The sequence below is a fragment of the Streptomyces mauvecolor genome (assembly GCF_039532965.1).
GTDB classification, from domain to species: Bacteria; Actinomycetota; Actinomycetes; order Streptomycetales; family Streptomycetaceae; genus Streptomyces; species Streptomyces violascens.
Genome location: NZ_BAAASQ010000032.1, coordinates 52,714 through 67,841, shown reverse-complemented (window position 1 = coordinate 67,841; position 15,128 = coordinate 52,714). Strand labels below are relative to the sequence as shown.

General features: G+C 74.7%; 6 protein-coding genes. All 6 read right to left on the bottom strand.

Translation table 11 applies throughout. The annotated features are described in order from the left end of the window. Positions 1–160 precede the first annotated feature (160 nt). Genes ABD346_RS32950 through ABD346_RS32925 form a run of 6 tightly spaced genes read right to left on the bottom strand, consistent with a single transcriptional unit; the run spans position 161 to position 15,036 of the window. Complete coding sequence (locus tag ABD346_RS32950) at positions 161–1,219, bottom strand: class I SAM-dependent methyltransferase (protein WP_344379967.1); 1,059 nt, start codon at positions 1,217–1,219, stop codon at positions 161–163. Continuing rightward, positions 1,206–2,462: a glycosyltransferase gene (locus ABD346_RS32945; protein WP_344379965.1), complete on the bottom strand. Its 1,257-nt coding sequence runs from the start codon at positions 2,460–2,462 to the stop codon at positions 1,206–1,208. Before ABD346_RS32945 ends, ABD346_RS32950 begins: the two co-directional genes overlap by 14 nt. After that, positions 2,459–3,310 (bottom strand): alpha/beta fold hydrolase, encoded by an 852-nt coding sequence (locus ABD346_RS32940; RefSeq protein ID WP_344379963.1) that lies wholly within the window; start codon positions 3,308–3,310, stop codon positions 2,459–2,461. Before ABD346_RS32940 ends, ABD346_RS32945 begins: the two co-directional genes overlap by 4 nt. After that, positions 3,307–3,660 (bottom strand): phosphopantetheine-binding protein, encoded by a 354-nt coding sequence (locus ABD346_RS32935; protein ID WP_344379961.1) that lies wholly within the window; start codon positions 3,658–3,660, stop codon positions 3,307–3,309. The genes ABD346_RS32940 and ABD346_RS32935 overlap by 4 nt, the downstream gene beginning before the upstream one ends. Then, positions 3,657–8,159, bottom strand: coding sequence for a beta-ketoacyl synthase N-terminal-like domain-containing protein (locus tag ABD346_RS32930; protein WP_344379959.1), 4,503 nt, complete (start codon positions 8,157–8,159; stop codon positions 3,657–3,659). Before ABD346_RS32930 ends, ABD346_RS32935 begins: the two co-directional genes overlap by 4 nt. Before the next feature lies 1 nt (position 8,160). Next, positions 8,161–15,036: an SDR family NAD(P)-dependent oxidoreductase gene (locus tag ABD346_RS32925; protein WP_344379957.1), complete on the bottom strand. Its 6,876-nt coding sequence runs from the start codon at positions 15,034–15,036 to the stop codon at positions 8,161–8,163. Between the last annotated feature and the right edge of the window lie 92 nt (positions 15,037–15,128).

Sequence of the window (15,128 nt, the reverse complement as noted above, 5' to 3'; positions counted from 1 at the left end):
TCTGTGGGACGTGACCAGCCGGAGCACGCCAACGCCCGCAGCCGATACGGAACATGGGAGTTTCGCGGCCCCGAACGTCCGTGCTGCGCGCGGTGGATGGTCTCGCCACGGCATGTCGCCCGGGGTTTCACACGTGCTGTCGGCCGGGGGACCGCGACGCTCACGCGTCACGGCGGGCGATCACTCGGTACGCGTTGGAGAAGCGGGACCGCCGTGCCAGCGGGTTGATCAGCTGGTCGAGGCCGTACACCGCAATCAGCACCGGCACGGCCGCCCACACCAGCGCGAACCGGACGGCCCTGGAGGCGCGGGCCGGGCGGCGGGGCCGCCAGGGTGCGTCGTCGCGCGGCAGCAGCCGGTTGACCAGGAACCAGGTGGCGCACGCCAGGTCGGCCGGGATGTGGGCGTCACGGCGCTCGGCCACCTCGATGGTGAAGCCGAGCTCGCGCAGCCGTCCGCACAGATTGCCCATCGGGACCATGTTCAGATGCTGGGGCTGGAACCAGGGAAGCCAGAGCCGGCCGAGCATCCGTCCCGACAGGGACTCGGGGTCGGGGACCTCTATCAGGAGACGGCCGCCGGGCGCCAACGCCGTGTGCGCGGCGGCGAGTTCGCGGTGCGGGTCGGGGGTGTGCTCCAGGTAGTGGAACATACTGACCGCGTCGTAACGGCCCGCCATCTCGTCGGCGAGGTCCACGAAGAGCCCCCGGTAGGCCTCCTGGATGCGGCCCTCCTTGGCGGCTTGCTCGACGCCTTCGCCCATGTCGAGCCCGTCGAACTCGGTGTCGGGCAGCACCTCCTTGGCGGTGGCGCAGAAGTGGCCCAGCGAGGTGCCGACGTCCAGCCACCGGCCGGGCAGGGCGACCCGCCGCAGGGCCCGGGCACTGCGGCGGAACCGTTTCTTGCTGCCGTTGCCCTCGAACATCTTGGCAGTCGTCTCGGCGCCGAGCCCGTCATAGAAGTCCCGGTAGTAGAAGTCCAGGCCCTCCTGGCTCAGCCTCGGGTTCTGGAAGATGTGGCCGCAGCCCCGGCACTGGTCGAGGGCGAACTCGCCCGGCTTGCCCTGAATGAGGTCCGTGGTGCGGAACTTGCCGCGCAGTTCCGTGCCCAGGCACCACGGGCAGTCGGTGCGTGCCGGCAGGAAGAAGCGGCCCGTGCCACGGGTCAGCTCGTCCTGGTACGAAGGGCGGAGCCGGGCGATCCGTTCACTGTCGGGCATGTGCGTCCCTCTCTGTGGGGGCTCGGTCGGGGCTGTGCGGGGGCTTCATCGGGGGGTGTCCCGCGACGGGTGCGGTGGCGGCCAGGTTTTCCAGGTGCGTGGCGGCGGCCGACGCGCCGCCGGCGGCGCGGAAGGCGTCCCGGACGTGGCGGGCCGCGTCGCGGTAGCCGGGCTCGGTCACCACCGCGTCCAGGGCCGCGCCGATCTGGTCACGCCCCGCCCGCGCGAACTTCACCCTCAACCCGACCCCGGCGCCGACCACTTGGGCCGCCACGACCGGTTGGTCGTCCCGGATCGGCGCGACCACCAGGGGCACCCCGTGCCACAGCGCCTCGGTCACGGTGTTGTGCCCCGCATGGCAGACGACCGCCGCCATCCGCTCCAGGACGGCGACTTGCGGCAGGTCCGCCCTGACGAGCACATCGGGCCCGGGCGGTACCGCGCCGAGCAGCCCGCCGGGGTCGCAGACCACCGCCCGCAGCCGTCCGGCGCGGGCGCGGACCGCCGCGACGCTCTCGGCGAGGAACCGGCCGCCCGCGTCGGTGTTCGCGGTACCCAGCGTGACCAGGACGGATGCCGTCCCCGGCGCCCGGTCCAGCCACTGCCAGGGGAAGCCCTCACGGGCGGAGCCCCGGGCGGCCAGCGCCGGTCCGACGAAGCGCAGGTCCGTCTCCGGCGCGGTGTACGGGCCGGTCAGCTCGGGAGTGGTGAAGGCGAGGGTGAGCGCCGGTGAGAAACGCGGGTCGTATGTGGCGGCCGGATCGCCGATGCGCGCTCTCAGCTCCCGCAGCAGCCCGAGGAGCCAGCTGCGCACGCCCGGCATCGCGGCCATGCTCTCGGTGAGTTCGGCCGACGTGGTCGACGAGGTCGCGAACGGCACGCCGAGCCGCTCCGCCACCAGGGCACCCGCCACCGTCTGCTGGTCGGCCACCACCACGTCCGGCCGGAAGGCGGTGATCGCCGCTGCCACCCCGGGGGCCATCGCCTCGGCGAGCGGGCCGAGGAAGTCGGCCCACAGGAACTTCAGGGCCGCGAGCCCGCGCAGCTGGGGCGGACGCCCCGCGAGGTAGTCGGGCCCGGCGCACATATACACCCGCGGACGCTCCCCCGCCAGCCGCTCCACGATCCCGGGCCGCCCCGCCCACGCCACGTCATGGCCGCGCGCGGTCAGCTCGGCGGCGACGGCGGCCGCCGGGTTGATGTGCCCGGTCAGCGGCGGCACGACGAACAGGAAGCGGCTCACCGGACCGGCTCCGCTCCACTGGGCTCGGGCGCGGCTCCGGCGTGCTCGTGGACCCAGTCCAGGGCGAGCCGCCCGACGGCGTCGGAGGCCTCGACGAGGACCGAGTGCTTCTGCCCGGGCACCACGGCGACCGAGCAGTGCGGCAGCAGCGACCGCAGCCGGGCGGATTCGGCGGCCACCAGGCCCTCCTGGCCGTTGATCAGGAGCACGGGGCAGCGGACCCCGCCGAGTTGTTCGTCGGTGAGCACCCGTCCGGTGGGCATGTCGTCGGCGATGGTGGTGGATCGTACGAGCCGGGCGGCGGCCCGGCCGAGCCGACGGATGTGCGCGTCGTGGCGGGCGTCGCCGGTCCGGGTCGAGGAGAGCGTTCCGTACTGCTCGGTGAACCATGCCAGCGCCTCGTCGTCCCCCATGTCCCCGGCGCGGCGCAGGGCGGACGTCATCGTGTGGGACCAGGCCCGGCTGGCGGGCCCCGACTCGACCACGGTGACGGTGGCGACGCGTTCGGGCCGGTGGACGACGAAGTCGAGGGCGACCGTGCCGCCGAAGGAGTTGCCGACGAGGTGGACGGGGTGGGTGATGCCCAGTTCGTCGAGCAGGGCGTCGAGATCGGCGGTGAAGTGCTCCAGGGCGTAACCGGTGGGCGGGCGTTCGCTGCGGCCGTGTCCCCGCAGGTCGTACATGACGGCGTCGAACCCGGCCGCCGCGAACCGGGGGCCGAGGGTGAAGTAGTAGCTGGCGAGGCTGTCGATGAAGGCGCCGTGGACGAACACCACGGTCGCGTGCGGCCGTCGGTCGCTCGGGCGCAGCCGCTGGACGTGCAGGCCCAGACCGTTCGCGTGGATCATGACCATGGGGCTGCCCCCGCTTCCGGGGCCGCGCCGAGGCGGTGCAGCACATGGTCGACGAGCCGTCCGACGGACAGCGCGATGACCTCGTCGATCTCCAGAGAGGCCACGAACTCGGCGAAGTTGACCTGGTCGCCGTATCGCTCCTGGAGGTGTCCGGACAGCATGACGAGGTCGATGCTCTCCAGCTCCAGGTCGTCGCCGAACAGCGTCTCGGGCCGGATGTCGGCGGGGTCGGGGGCGTAGTCCCCGAGCACCTCCACGATCAGCCCGGCGATCTCGGCCAGGACCCTCTCCTCGTCCGGCGGCGCCAGGGGGGCAGGGCCGGGGGGCCGTTCGCTGGTGGTCACTGAGTGCTCTCCTTGGGGGTCGTCGCAGGCGTGGTCCAGGCCACGACATGGGTGGGGTCGACGAGGGTGCAACGAACGTGGTGGCGGCGTCCGTCGACGGTGACGGTGAGGGCGCCGGGGGCCGCCTCGGTCACTTCGAAGGCGTGCGGCCGCCCGCCGAACCCGGTGCCCTCCGCCTTGGCGGCCGCCTCCTTGGCTGCCCAGAACCGGGTGAACCACAGAGCCTCGGACTCGCCGGAGCCCGAGGCCACGAGCCTGCCGAGAAGGGCGAGTTCGCGGGGGCCGAGGGCGACGCGGTGGGTCTGGGGCGTGTGGTCCGCCACTTCTTCGATGTCGATGCCGACGCCGTTGGAGTACGGGCTGTGCTCCGGCGGGCGTACGAGTACGACCGCGAAGTCGCCCCGGTGGGCGAGGGACAGGTCAAGGGCCGGGAGGCTGCGCCCGTGCACCCCCACCGCACGCGGCCGCCCCGACTCCTCGTTCACGATCTCGATCTCGGCCGGGAACACCGCGCCCTCGCCGTGCTCCCACAGCCACCGCCGGACCGCGTCCTTGGCGGCGATCCGGCCGAGCAGCCACTGCCGTCGGCCGCGCGGCGGCCGCGCCCCGTACGCCTCCCGCTCGGCCCGGCCCAGTTGCATGCGCATCAGCAGGTCGCGGGAGGCGAGGTCCGGCCATGCGTCCCGCAGCAGGCACCAGCCGCCGGGCTGTGCCTCGGCGAGGGCGCGGTGTTCCGGGTAGCCGCCTGTTCTGCGCGCGTCGAGCCCGGAGAACCGGCGGTCGCGCCATCCGGAGAGCTCCGCCCACACCGTCCCGTCGGGCAGGGTGAGCCGGACGTCCGCGACGAGGGCGTCCTCGGTGAGGGAGGTGATGACGGCACGGCAGTCGACGCGGGTGCCGGTGGACGGGGGCGGCCCGTGGAAGCGGGCCCGCTCCAGGGCGACCGGAAAGATCACGGTCCGGGTGGGGTGGGTCGACATCAGCCAGTAGCCGAGGAGTTGGCCCACGTTGTCGAGGAGCGCGCCCGGCGCGGGCGGCGTGGTGATCGTGCCGCGGACGTGGCCGGGCCCGATTCCGCGCAGCGCGGTGACACCCCGGAAGGCGGGCCCGTGGAACATCCACCGGTCCTCGTACAGCTGATGCGCCTCGATGCCGGGCGCACGCTCGTCGGCCGCGTCCAGGGGTGGCGCGGGCGGCGGGGCCGGGTAGGCGGGGGCGAGGTGGACGGTCGCGCGGGCGTAGGGCCCGAACGCGACCGCCCATCGGCTCGGCCCCTGGGGCCGGGCGGTGATGGTCACCTCCACGGCCGGGATGGCGTTGACCCACTTCTCCAGGCGTACGTCGTGCACGGCGACCGCCCGCTGTCCGGGCGCGGCACGCTCGGCGGCGGCCATCAGGTGGTGCAGGACGGTGGTGGCGGGCACGACCGGATGCCGGTCCGCGGGATCGGGCCAGCCGGGCCGCTGCGGGAAGAAGCAGTGGTCGAGGAGGTAGGGCATGGCGGTGGTGGAGACGCGGAGTCGGGTGAGGTGCTCGGCGGGTGGGGCGGCGCTGTCGGGTGCGGCCGGCGCGCCGGCCAGTGCCGCCCTGGGCGGGGCGGTCGCCGCCTGCTCGGTTCGCGCCCCTTCCAGTACGGCCGTGACACTGTCCACCGTCTCCCGCATCAGCGCGTCGAGCTCTGCGGCGGCGGGGTGTCGCCGGATGAGGGAGTCGCTCAACAGGCCGGTGGAGGTGGAGAGTTGGGCTTCCGATTCCGCACGGGGGCGCAGCTCGGCACGTAGCTCGTCCAGGCGGTCGGGGACGAGAGGGACCAGCGCGGCCGTCAGGTCGAGGGGGGTCGGGGCGGAGGCGGAGCGCAGCCCGTCCGGCCGGGCGGGCGCCGTCGCGTACCCCTCCGCCCACAGCCCCGTCTCCACCCGCAGCAGTTGCGCGAGTCCGCCGCGCTGGGGCGAGTTGGCGGCGAGCGTGAGGTGGTCGCGGTCCTTGAGCGTGTCGTCGAGCAGCGAGGTCAGTCGGCCCGTGCCCACCTGGACGAAGGCGCGGAAACCCGCCGCGTACATGGCGTCGACGAGCGGCCGGAACCGTACCGGCTCCAGGAGGTGGCGGACGAACAGGGCGCGGACCTCGTCGGGGTCGGCCGGGAACGGGGCCGCCGTGGTGCCGGACCAGACCGGGACCCGCTGCGGAAGGATCTCCGCCGCGTCCACGCCTCGCTTCATGGGGCCCAGATAGGGGGCGAGCATCGGTGTGTGGAAGCCGGAGCGGAACGGGAGCAGTTGGCAGATCACATGCTCGGCCCGGAGCTTCGCCGTGAACTGTTCGACGGGCTGTTCCGGGCCGCACACCATCGACTGTCCGGGCGAGTTGTCGTGCGAGAGGACGAGTTCCGGCCAGTCGGTGAGCGCTTCGCTCACCCGGGATGCCGGGGCGCCGATCGCCGCGAACGCCAGCCCCGGCACCCGGAGCGAGTCGGGGTCGAAGGAGGCGAAGAAGTCGTCCGCCTTGTCGGCCGCGAACATGCCGCCCGCGATCATCGCCGTCCATTCCCCGACGCTGTGTCCGGCGACCCCGTCGGGCCGGACGCCGAGCGCGCGCAGGGCTTCGTCGAGGACCCTGCCGACGCGGAGCACCCCGAGCCCGTGCCGGGCGATGTCGGTCGCCTCGGTGTACGCGCGGCCCGGCAGCCGCAGCCCGTAGTGCTCGGCCACGTCATCCACCCGGGGCGCGAACTCGGCCTCCAGTCCGGGGAAGACGAACGCCACCTTGCCGCCGCCCGCCGCCCCGAGCAGCGGGCGCGGAGCGAACCACACGTCGCTGCGACCGCGCCACGGGCGGCCGTGGGCCACCGCCCGGCGGGCGAGTGCCAGCCGTTTGGCGGTCGGATCGACGATGCCGAGCCGGGCCGCGGGGGTGTCCGCAGGGCCCTGCGCGTACGAGGCGTCGCCCCGCTCCCGTACCGTCGTGTCGTCCGCGTCCAGGAGCCGCGCCAGGCCCTCGGCGGTGTCGGCACTCAGGCGCAGCACTCGCTCCGGTTCGCGCACGGCCGCCCGGCGCGGAGCGGCCACGGCGCCCGGGGCCTGCTCCAGGACCACATGGGCGTTGATCCCGCCGAACCCGAACGCGTTGACGGCGGCCCGGCGCAGCGGTTCCTCCCACGGGCGGGCGGCCGCCGCCGGGCGGAACCGGGTGCGGGCCAGGGCGGGGTGCGGCTCGTCGCAGTGCAGGGTCGGCAGCAGGGTCGCGTGGTGCACGGCGAGGGCCGCCTTCACCAGTCCGGCGACACCCGCGGCGGGCATGCAGTGGCCGATCATCGATTTCACCGAGCCGATGACGGCCGGGGCCGCGCCGTCCGTGGCCGGCCCGAACACCTCGGCCAGTGTGGCCAGTTCGGCCGCGTCACCCGCCGGCGTGCCGGTGCCGTGCGCCTCCAGGAGGCCGAGCGAGCCGGGGGCGCGCGGGTCGAGGCCCGCTGCGCGCCAGGCCTGCCGGACCGCGCGGGTCTGTCCGCCCGGGTCAGGGTTCATCAGCCCGGCGGCACGGCCGTCGCCCGCGACGCCGGTGCCGCGGATCACGGCGTAGACGCGGTCGCCGTCGCGTTCGGCGTCCGCGAGTCGCTTGAGGACGACGACGCCTGTCCCCTCTCCGATGAGGATCCCGTCGGCCGCGGCGTGGAAGGGGCGGCTGCGCTGACTCGGCGAGAGGGCGCGCAGCTGGGCGAAGACGCTCCACAGGGTGATGTCGTGGCAGTGGTGCACCCCGCCCGCGAGCATCATGTCGCAGCGGCCCGCGGCCAGTTCGCCCACCGCCTGGTCGACCGCGATCAGCGAGGACGCGCAGGCCGCGTCCACGGTGTACGCCGGGCCCCGCAGGTCGAGCCGGTTGGCGATGCGGGACGCCGCCAGATTGGGGACGAGTCCGATGGCCGACTCCGGGTGCTCGGGCCCCAGCGCCTGGGTGAACGCGGCCCGGACCCGATCGAGCTGGTCCGCGGCGAGGTGGGGCATGAGCTCGCCCAGGGTGTGCGTCAGCTGGTGGGCGGTGCGCACCCGTTGGTCGAGGCGGACGAGGCCCGGGGTGAGGTAGCCGCCCCGGCCCAGGACCACCCCGACCCGGCCGCGCTCGGGCAGCCGCTCCTCGCCGCCCGCGTCCGCGATCGCCCGGGCCGCGACCGACAGCGCGATGAGCTGGTCGGGCTCGGTGCCCGCGACCGAGCTGGGCATGATGCCGAAGCGTGCGGCGTCGATCTCGGCGAGGCCGTCGACGAAGCCGCCGCGCCGGCAGTAGATCCGGTCGGCCGCGCCTCCCGGGTCGCCGGGCTGGTGGTAGACCGGGTCCCAGCGTCCCGCGGGCACGTCCTGTACGGCGTCCACACCGTCGACGAGGTTGCGCCAGTAGGCGTCCAGATCCCTGGCACCGGGCAGCAGCACGGCCATGCCGACGATGGCGACGGGAATGTGACGCGCCCTCGGGCCGGCCGTGGCCGGCGTGTCGTCGGCCACGTCACCAGGCCGATGCCGTGTAGACGACGGAAGTGGCCGACTCGTCGCCCCAGGCCAGCTCCCGCAGCAGGGCCAGAGCGCCCTCCTCGCGGTCGATGAGGGCCACTCCGCGCCGGGCGTACTCGCGGGCGAGGTGCGGGGTGACCATGCCGGAGTGCACTCCGGACGGCGCCCATGGCCCCCAGTGCACGGTCAGCGCCCGCCGCCCGGTGCGCCGCGCCCACCGCTCGCCGACGCGCGCGAGCGCGTCGTTGGCGGCGGCGTAGTCGCTCTGGCCCCGGTTGCCGAGCACGGCGGAGACGCTGCCGAACAACACGGCCGTCCGGGGGCCGTGGGGCAGTTCGGCCGCGGCGTCGAGCAGCGCGCGGGCGCCGTCCGCCTTCGTCGCGTACACCCGCCGGAACGACTCGGGGTCCTTCTCCTCCATGAGCCGGTCCTCGATCACGCCCGCCGCGTACACCACCACATCGATGCGCCCGTGCTCCGCCTGGACTTCCTTGACGGCCTGGGCTCCGGCCGCGCCGTCGCACATGTCGGCGACGCGGTACGCGGCCGGGCTGCCGAGCCGCCTCAACCGGTCGAGGGTGTGGGCGACTTCACGGCCCGCGAGGACGTTCCTGACCTCGCGCTCGATCGCGGCGGGGGTCCGCTCGCCCCGGGCTGCGAGCAGCGCCCGCAGCTCGGTCGCGCCGGCGGCGCCCGCGAGCTCCGGGTCCTCGGGCCCGGGCGGCAGCGGAGTCCGGCCGAGGAGCTCGATCCGGCAGTGGGAGGCCGCTGCGAGTGCCTCGGCGAAGTCCGCGGCGATCCCGCGTGCGCCTCCGACGAGCACCACCACGGAGTCCCGGTCGAGGCCGAGCGCCGCCGCTTCGGCGGCCCCGTCCCCGGCGGGCCCCGCGCCGGTCGCCGCCAGGCCGCGCTCCACGAGCGCGTACCCGTACCGCCCGGCCTCGGTTCGCACGACGACGGGGGCGCGGTCCTCGGCGTACAGCTCGGCCAGCAGGAACTCGGCGCGCCGAGCGGCGGTGGCCGCCGGGTCGAGGTCGACGACGCGGGCGGCGATGTCGCCGTACTCCCGCGCGATGGTCCGGAACAGTCCGTGCAGACCCGCCCCCGCGTCCTCTCCGGCGCCGGGCACGGTCCTGCCGCAGATCAGCCAGCGGGGGGCGAGGCGCAGGGCGGCTCGGAAGACCTCGAAGGCCCCGGGGAGCAGCGCCGCGCCCGAGTCGGACGGGCCGGCGGGGACCACGGCCCCCAGGTGGAAGACGCCGTCGAGTGGGCCGTCGCCCGGGTCGAGCCGCCGGTCGGTGTCGTACGCGACGACCTCCGCGCCCCGGTCCACCAGCCGGGCCGCGAGCTCCTCGGCGGTCGCGCCGCCGCCGAGCAGGGCGAAGCGCCGGCCGTGGAGGTCGGGGGCCGGCGGGACGGCCGATGGGCCAAGGGGCTTCTGCTCAAGGAGGCAGCGGCGCGGGGCCACGCCCTGGACGGGCTCGGGCTCGGGGTCGGGCGGGGCCAAGGTGGCCGACCCGGGCACCTCAGGGGCCGCTTCCCGCTCGGCCGGGCTCTCGTGCCCCGTGATCCACGCCGTGATCGCGGCCACCGTCCGGGCCCGGGACAGCTCCTCCATCTCCGCGTCGTCGAAGGTGCGGGTCCCCGCGAGGTGACGGGCCAGCTCGCCGACGATCTCGGTGCGCTTGATGGAGTCGATGCTGAGGTCCGCTTCGAGGTCCAGCTCGGGTTCGATCATGTCGGCCGGATAGCCGGTCCGTTCGCTGATGACGGTGAGCACGGCCTGCTCGATGTCAGCCACGACCGGACGCGGGGCCTGTACGGCCGGAGCCTCCTCGGCCACGGCCACCTCCGGTACGGCTTCCGCACGCGGAGTCGCAGGAGGCACCGGAGCCGGGGAGGGGGCGGTACCTCTGACCCCCAAGTGCGTGAGCAGGACGTCCCGTTGGGCGGCGACCAGCTCGCGCGTCGTACGAAGGAAGTCCGCGATGAGTTCGCTCTCGCCGTGCCGGGAGTCGCTGTCGCGCGTCACCGTACTCGTCTCCAGACTGACCCGTCGGGCCGGTTTCAGGGCTCCGGGCAGCAGGTCGCCGGAACGGGTGCGCACGAGTTGGCCGTCCACGGTCCAGCCGGGCGGCTCCGGTTGCTCCGTCACCGCGCCCCGGCCCTGGAGGAGCCGTCCGGCGCGTACCGGCACGCCCGCGACCGCGAGCTGCGCCAGACACTCCAGAAGGCCGCGCAGCCCGGCGCCGGGGCGCGGTTCGCAGGCGATCGCCCGGTGCGGGCGGTCACCCAGGATCTGGCCGACGAGGCCGGTCAGGACGGTGCCCGGGCCTGCCTCGACGAAGATGCGCGCCCCGGCCGCGTACATCGCCTCGACCTGTTCGGCGAAGCGCACCGGGGACTCGATCTGCGCGGCCAGTTCGGCTCGTACGCCGTCGGGCCGGTCCGGATAGACGGCGGCCGTCCGGTTGGCCCAGACCGGAAAGCCGGGCGCCCTGACGGTGTGCCGGGCCAGGACCGGGGCGAACCGCTCGCCTGCGCCTGCGAGCAGCGGGCTGTGGAAGGCGCAGGCGACCGGGAGGCGCCGCACACTGTGTCCCGCGCCCCGCAGGTGCTCCAGCGCCTCGTCCACCAGGGCGGTGGGACCGGAGACGATCGTCTGCCGGGGGCCGTTGCGGTTGGCGGCCACGACCCGGCCGTCGAGGCCGGCTCCGGCGAGGGTGCGCTCCACGTCGGCGGGGGCGGCCGTGACCGCCGCCATCGCGCCGGGGTCGTCGCCGAGCGAGTCCAGGATCGACTCGGCCCGGCGGCCGCTCAGGTCGAGCAGCGCGTCCGGGGTCAGGGCTCCGGCGGCTGCCAGGGCTACCAGCTCCCCGTAGGAGTGCCCGCCCGCCATGTCGGGATGTACGCCTGCCCACTCCAGTATGTGAGAGGCCGTCAGGCCCACGATTCCGAGGGCCGGTTGCGCCATGCGGGTGTCCTTCAGCGCCTGCTGCTGGCGGTCGGCGGCGCCCGCGCCGAAGGCTTGCGGCGGATAGAGAGCGGATGCGTACGCCCCGCCCTGCCGCACCAGCTGGGCGGCCTCCGGGAACGCGACGAGGAGCTCGGCGAGCATGCCGGGGCGCTGGCTGCCCTGGCCGGGGAAGAGAAAGGCGATCTTGGGGTCGGCGCCGGAGCCGGCGGCTTCGAGCCCGCCGGAGGGCCTGCCGGACTCGCTCCCGTCCCTCCCCGGCCCATCTGCCCGGGGCCCGCCGGGAATCCTGCCCGGCTCGTCCCCCTCCGTCCCTGGCCGGTCCGCCGCGTACACCCCCTGCCCCCACTCCCCGTCCGCCGCCTTGCGCAGCAGCCCCCGCAGTTCGCCCACGCTCTCCGCGACGACCGCGATCCGCACCGGGCCCGGCCGGGCCGCGGCGCGCCGGGCCGACACCAGCGCCGCGTCCCGCAGCCGCAGGTCCGTGCCCGGGCCGTCCAGCTCGCCAAGGAGCCACTTCGCCTCCCGTCCGGCCTCCGCGGTATCCGCGCCCCGGAACAGGAACAGCTCGGCCGGCCACGCCTCGTAGCCCTGGGCCGGGGGCGCGCCCGCGTCGTGGGCGGTGAGCACCGCGTGGAAGTTGGTGCCGCCGAAGCCGAACGCGCTGACCCCGGCGATCCGTTCGGCCGCCGGGGCCGCCCACGGCCGGGCCTCGCCGTGGAAGGCGAAGGGACTGGTGGCGGGGTCCCAGGCAGCGTTCGGCTCCTGGAGGTGGAGGGTGGGCGGAGTGATCCCGGTGTGCAGGGCCATCGCCGCCTTGATCAGGCCCGCCAGGCCCGCCGCGCACTTGGTGTGGCCCAGCTGGGACTTGACGGAGCCGAGGGCGCAGCCGCCCGGCGCCGCACCCGACTCGGTGAACACGGCCGTCAGCGTCGCCAGTTCGGTGCGGTCGCCGACCACGGTCCCGGTGCCGTGCGCCTCGACGAGGCCGACCCGGGCGGGCGAGACCCCGGCCGCCCGGTAGGCCCGCTCCAGCGCCGCTCGCTGGCCCTCGGGCCGGGGCGCGGTGAGCCCGAGGGAACGGCCGTCGCTCGCGCTGCCGATGCCCTTGACCACGGCGTACACGCGGTCGCCGTCCCGCTCGGCGTCGGCCAGGCGCTTCAGCGCCACGCAGGCCACCCCCTCACCGAGCACGGTGCCGTCGGCGGAGGCGTCGAACGTACGGGACCGCCCGCTCGGGGAGAGGGCGCGGACGGAGGAGAAGAGCAGGTAGTCGTTGATCCCGTTGTGCAGGTCGGCGCCGCCGCAGAGCACCATCTCGCTGGTTCCCGCGGCGAGTTCCTTGCAGGCGACGTCCAGTGCGGCGAGGGATGAGGCGCAGGCCGCGTCGACGGTGTAGTTGGCGCCGCCGAGGTCGAGGCGGTTGGCGATCCGGCCCGCGATGACGTTGGCGAGCATGCCGGGGAAGGAGTCCTCGGTGAGCTTGGGCAGCTGCTCCTCGACGGCAGGGGGTATCTCCCCCAGGTAGGCGGGCAGGACCGTGCGTAAGGTGGTCGCGCCGGAAAGGTCGCTGCCGGATTCCGCTCCGAAGACCACGGACGTACGGGAGCGGTCGAAGGGCCGCTCGCCGTACCCGGCGTCCTCCAGTGCCCGCCGGGCCGCTTCGAGGGCAAGCAGTTGTACGGGTTCGATGCTGCCCAGTGAGGCGGGCGGGATGCCGTACGCGAAGGGGTCGAACGGGATCGGCGGCAGGAAGCCTCCCCACCGCGACGCCGTCGTTCCGGAGCGCTCGCCCGTGGCGTCGTGGTAGATCTCCGGGTCCCAGCGGTCGGCGGGGACTTCGGTGACCGCGTCGACGCCGCCGACGACGTTCGCCCAGTAGGTCGCCAGATCGGGGGCTTGGGGAAACATGCAGGCCATGCCCACGACAGCGATGTCGAGCGGCTGCGGGGCAGGCTCTTCGGCGATGTCCTCGGCGGCGACCAGCGTCTCGGCCAGTTCGGCCGCCCGCCGTTCGGCGAAGGCGGCGGCGCCCCGGCTCACGGCGTCGTGCAGCGCCCCGACGGTCGTGGCCGCCGAACGCAGCACGGCCACCTCCCCGGCCATGAACATCCCGGCGTCGAGCTGGCGTTGCTCGGATACGGGCCGCAGTTCGCCACCCTCGCGCTCCACCCCTTTGCTGGCAATCCGCAGCCGCCCGAGGTTCAGCCGCTCCAGTTCCTCCCAGGCCTGGCGGTCGGGGGTGCCGTCGGCGCGCAGACGCACGCGGGCGGCGGCGTAGTCGGCGGTGTACGGGCTGGCGACGCAGCGAGTGGCGTGGCCCGGGGCGCTCTCCAGGAGCGCGGTGGCCCCGGCGGCGATCACCTGGCGCTGGAAGACCGGCTGGATCGCTCCGCACTCGACCGCCTCGGCCGTGAACAGGTAGGCGGTGCCCATCAACATGCCGACCGCGACCCCGCGTGCGGCGAGCGGGGCGGTGAGCGCGGCGACCATGGCCGAGGAGCGTTCGTCGTGGATGCCGCCCGCCAACAGCAGCTGGAAGCCGCCCGCGGTGCCGGGCGCACGAGCCACGTACTCCTCGACGACCGCCAACTGCGCCTCCCAGAGCGGAAAGCTGTTGCGCGGTCCGACGTGTCCGCCGCATTCGGCCCCTTCGAACACAAATCTGTGCATGCCCATGTCAATGAACTGCTTGAGCAACGTGGCCGACGGCACGTGCAGGAACGTCTTGATGCCGGACGCGTCCAAGTCGGCCGCCTGGGAGGGGCGGCCCCCGGCGATGATCGCGTGCGTGGGGCGGACCGCTCGTACGGCCGCCAGTTGTTCGGCCCTGGTCCTGCCGTCCGTGAAGCCGAGGATGCCCACACCCCAGGGCCGCTCCCCCAGTTCCCCGCGGGTCCGTTCGAGGAGGGCGCGGCTCTGCTCGCCGTCGGACAGCGCGAGTGCCACCATCGGCAGCGCTCCTTCGCGTGCCACGGCCGCGGCGAAGCCGGCCCGGTCGCTGACCCGGGTCATCGGGCCCTGCACGAGGGGCAGACGGGTGCCGAGGGCGTCCGCCATCGCGGAGCCCTCCGTCAGGGTCTGCATACCGGCCAGGTCACCCACGGCGGCCAGAATGGCCTCGCGCACCCCGCGCACGGCACCGGCCACGCTGTCCCACCGCTCGGAGAACCGGGCGGCGAGGAACCCGTCCTGACCGACGGGGAGTTCGAGACCCGAGCGGGCATCGCGCAGCGCCCGGACACCGTCGACGACACTCGTCTCGGACCCGTCCATCGTGCGCAGCACGGCCGCGGCCTCGTCCCCGGTCCCCGACTCGGCGAGCAGGGCGAGTTGGGTGTCGAGGACGACCCCGGCCGCGCCGCCGGCCACGGCCGCCGCCGCCGTACGCGGGCCGATGCCCCCGCAGGCCCACACGGGCAGGTCGTACGCCGGGTCGGCGAGCAGCGCCTGGAGCAGAACGAACGTGCCCAGATCGCCACTGCGGCCGCCGCACTCGCTGCCGCGCGCCACGAGCCCGTACGCGCCGTCCGCCGCGGCTCGGCGCGCCTCCTCCCGGCTGCCCACCTCGACCAACACGCGGCATTCATCGGCAAGTTGGCAGATCTTCCACTCGGTGTCGGTTGCGAGCAGCACCACGGACGGGAGGGAGCCGCCACATTCCTCGGCAACAGCCTCGGGTGTCAGTGCGCAGGACGCCCCGACGCGGACGGCGAACTCGCCCGCCGTCCAGCGCCGTACGCGCGCGAGCGCCTCTCTGGCGCGGCGGTCGCCCGCCCCGAGATCCAGTACACCGAGTCCGCCGGCCCGGCGGACCGCGGCGACCGGAAGCGGGTCGGGCAGGCCCAACGGGCTTAATCCGATGACAAGTTCAGGGTTCGGCGCTACGGGCGTCATGAACACTCCGAATCAGACCGGTGAAGCTGTGAGGGGGGTGACGGCAGCGGCGAGCCCCGGACGGCCGGGGGCGGACCGTCCGGCGGCGCCGG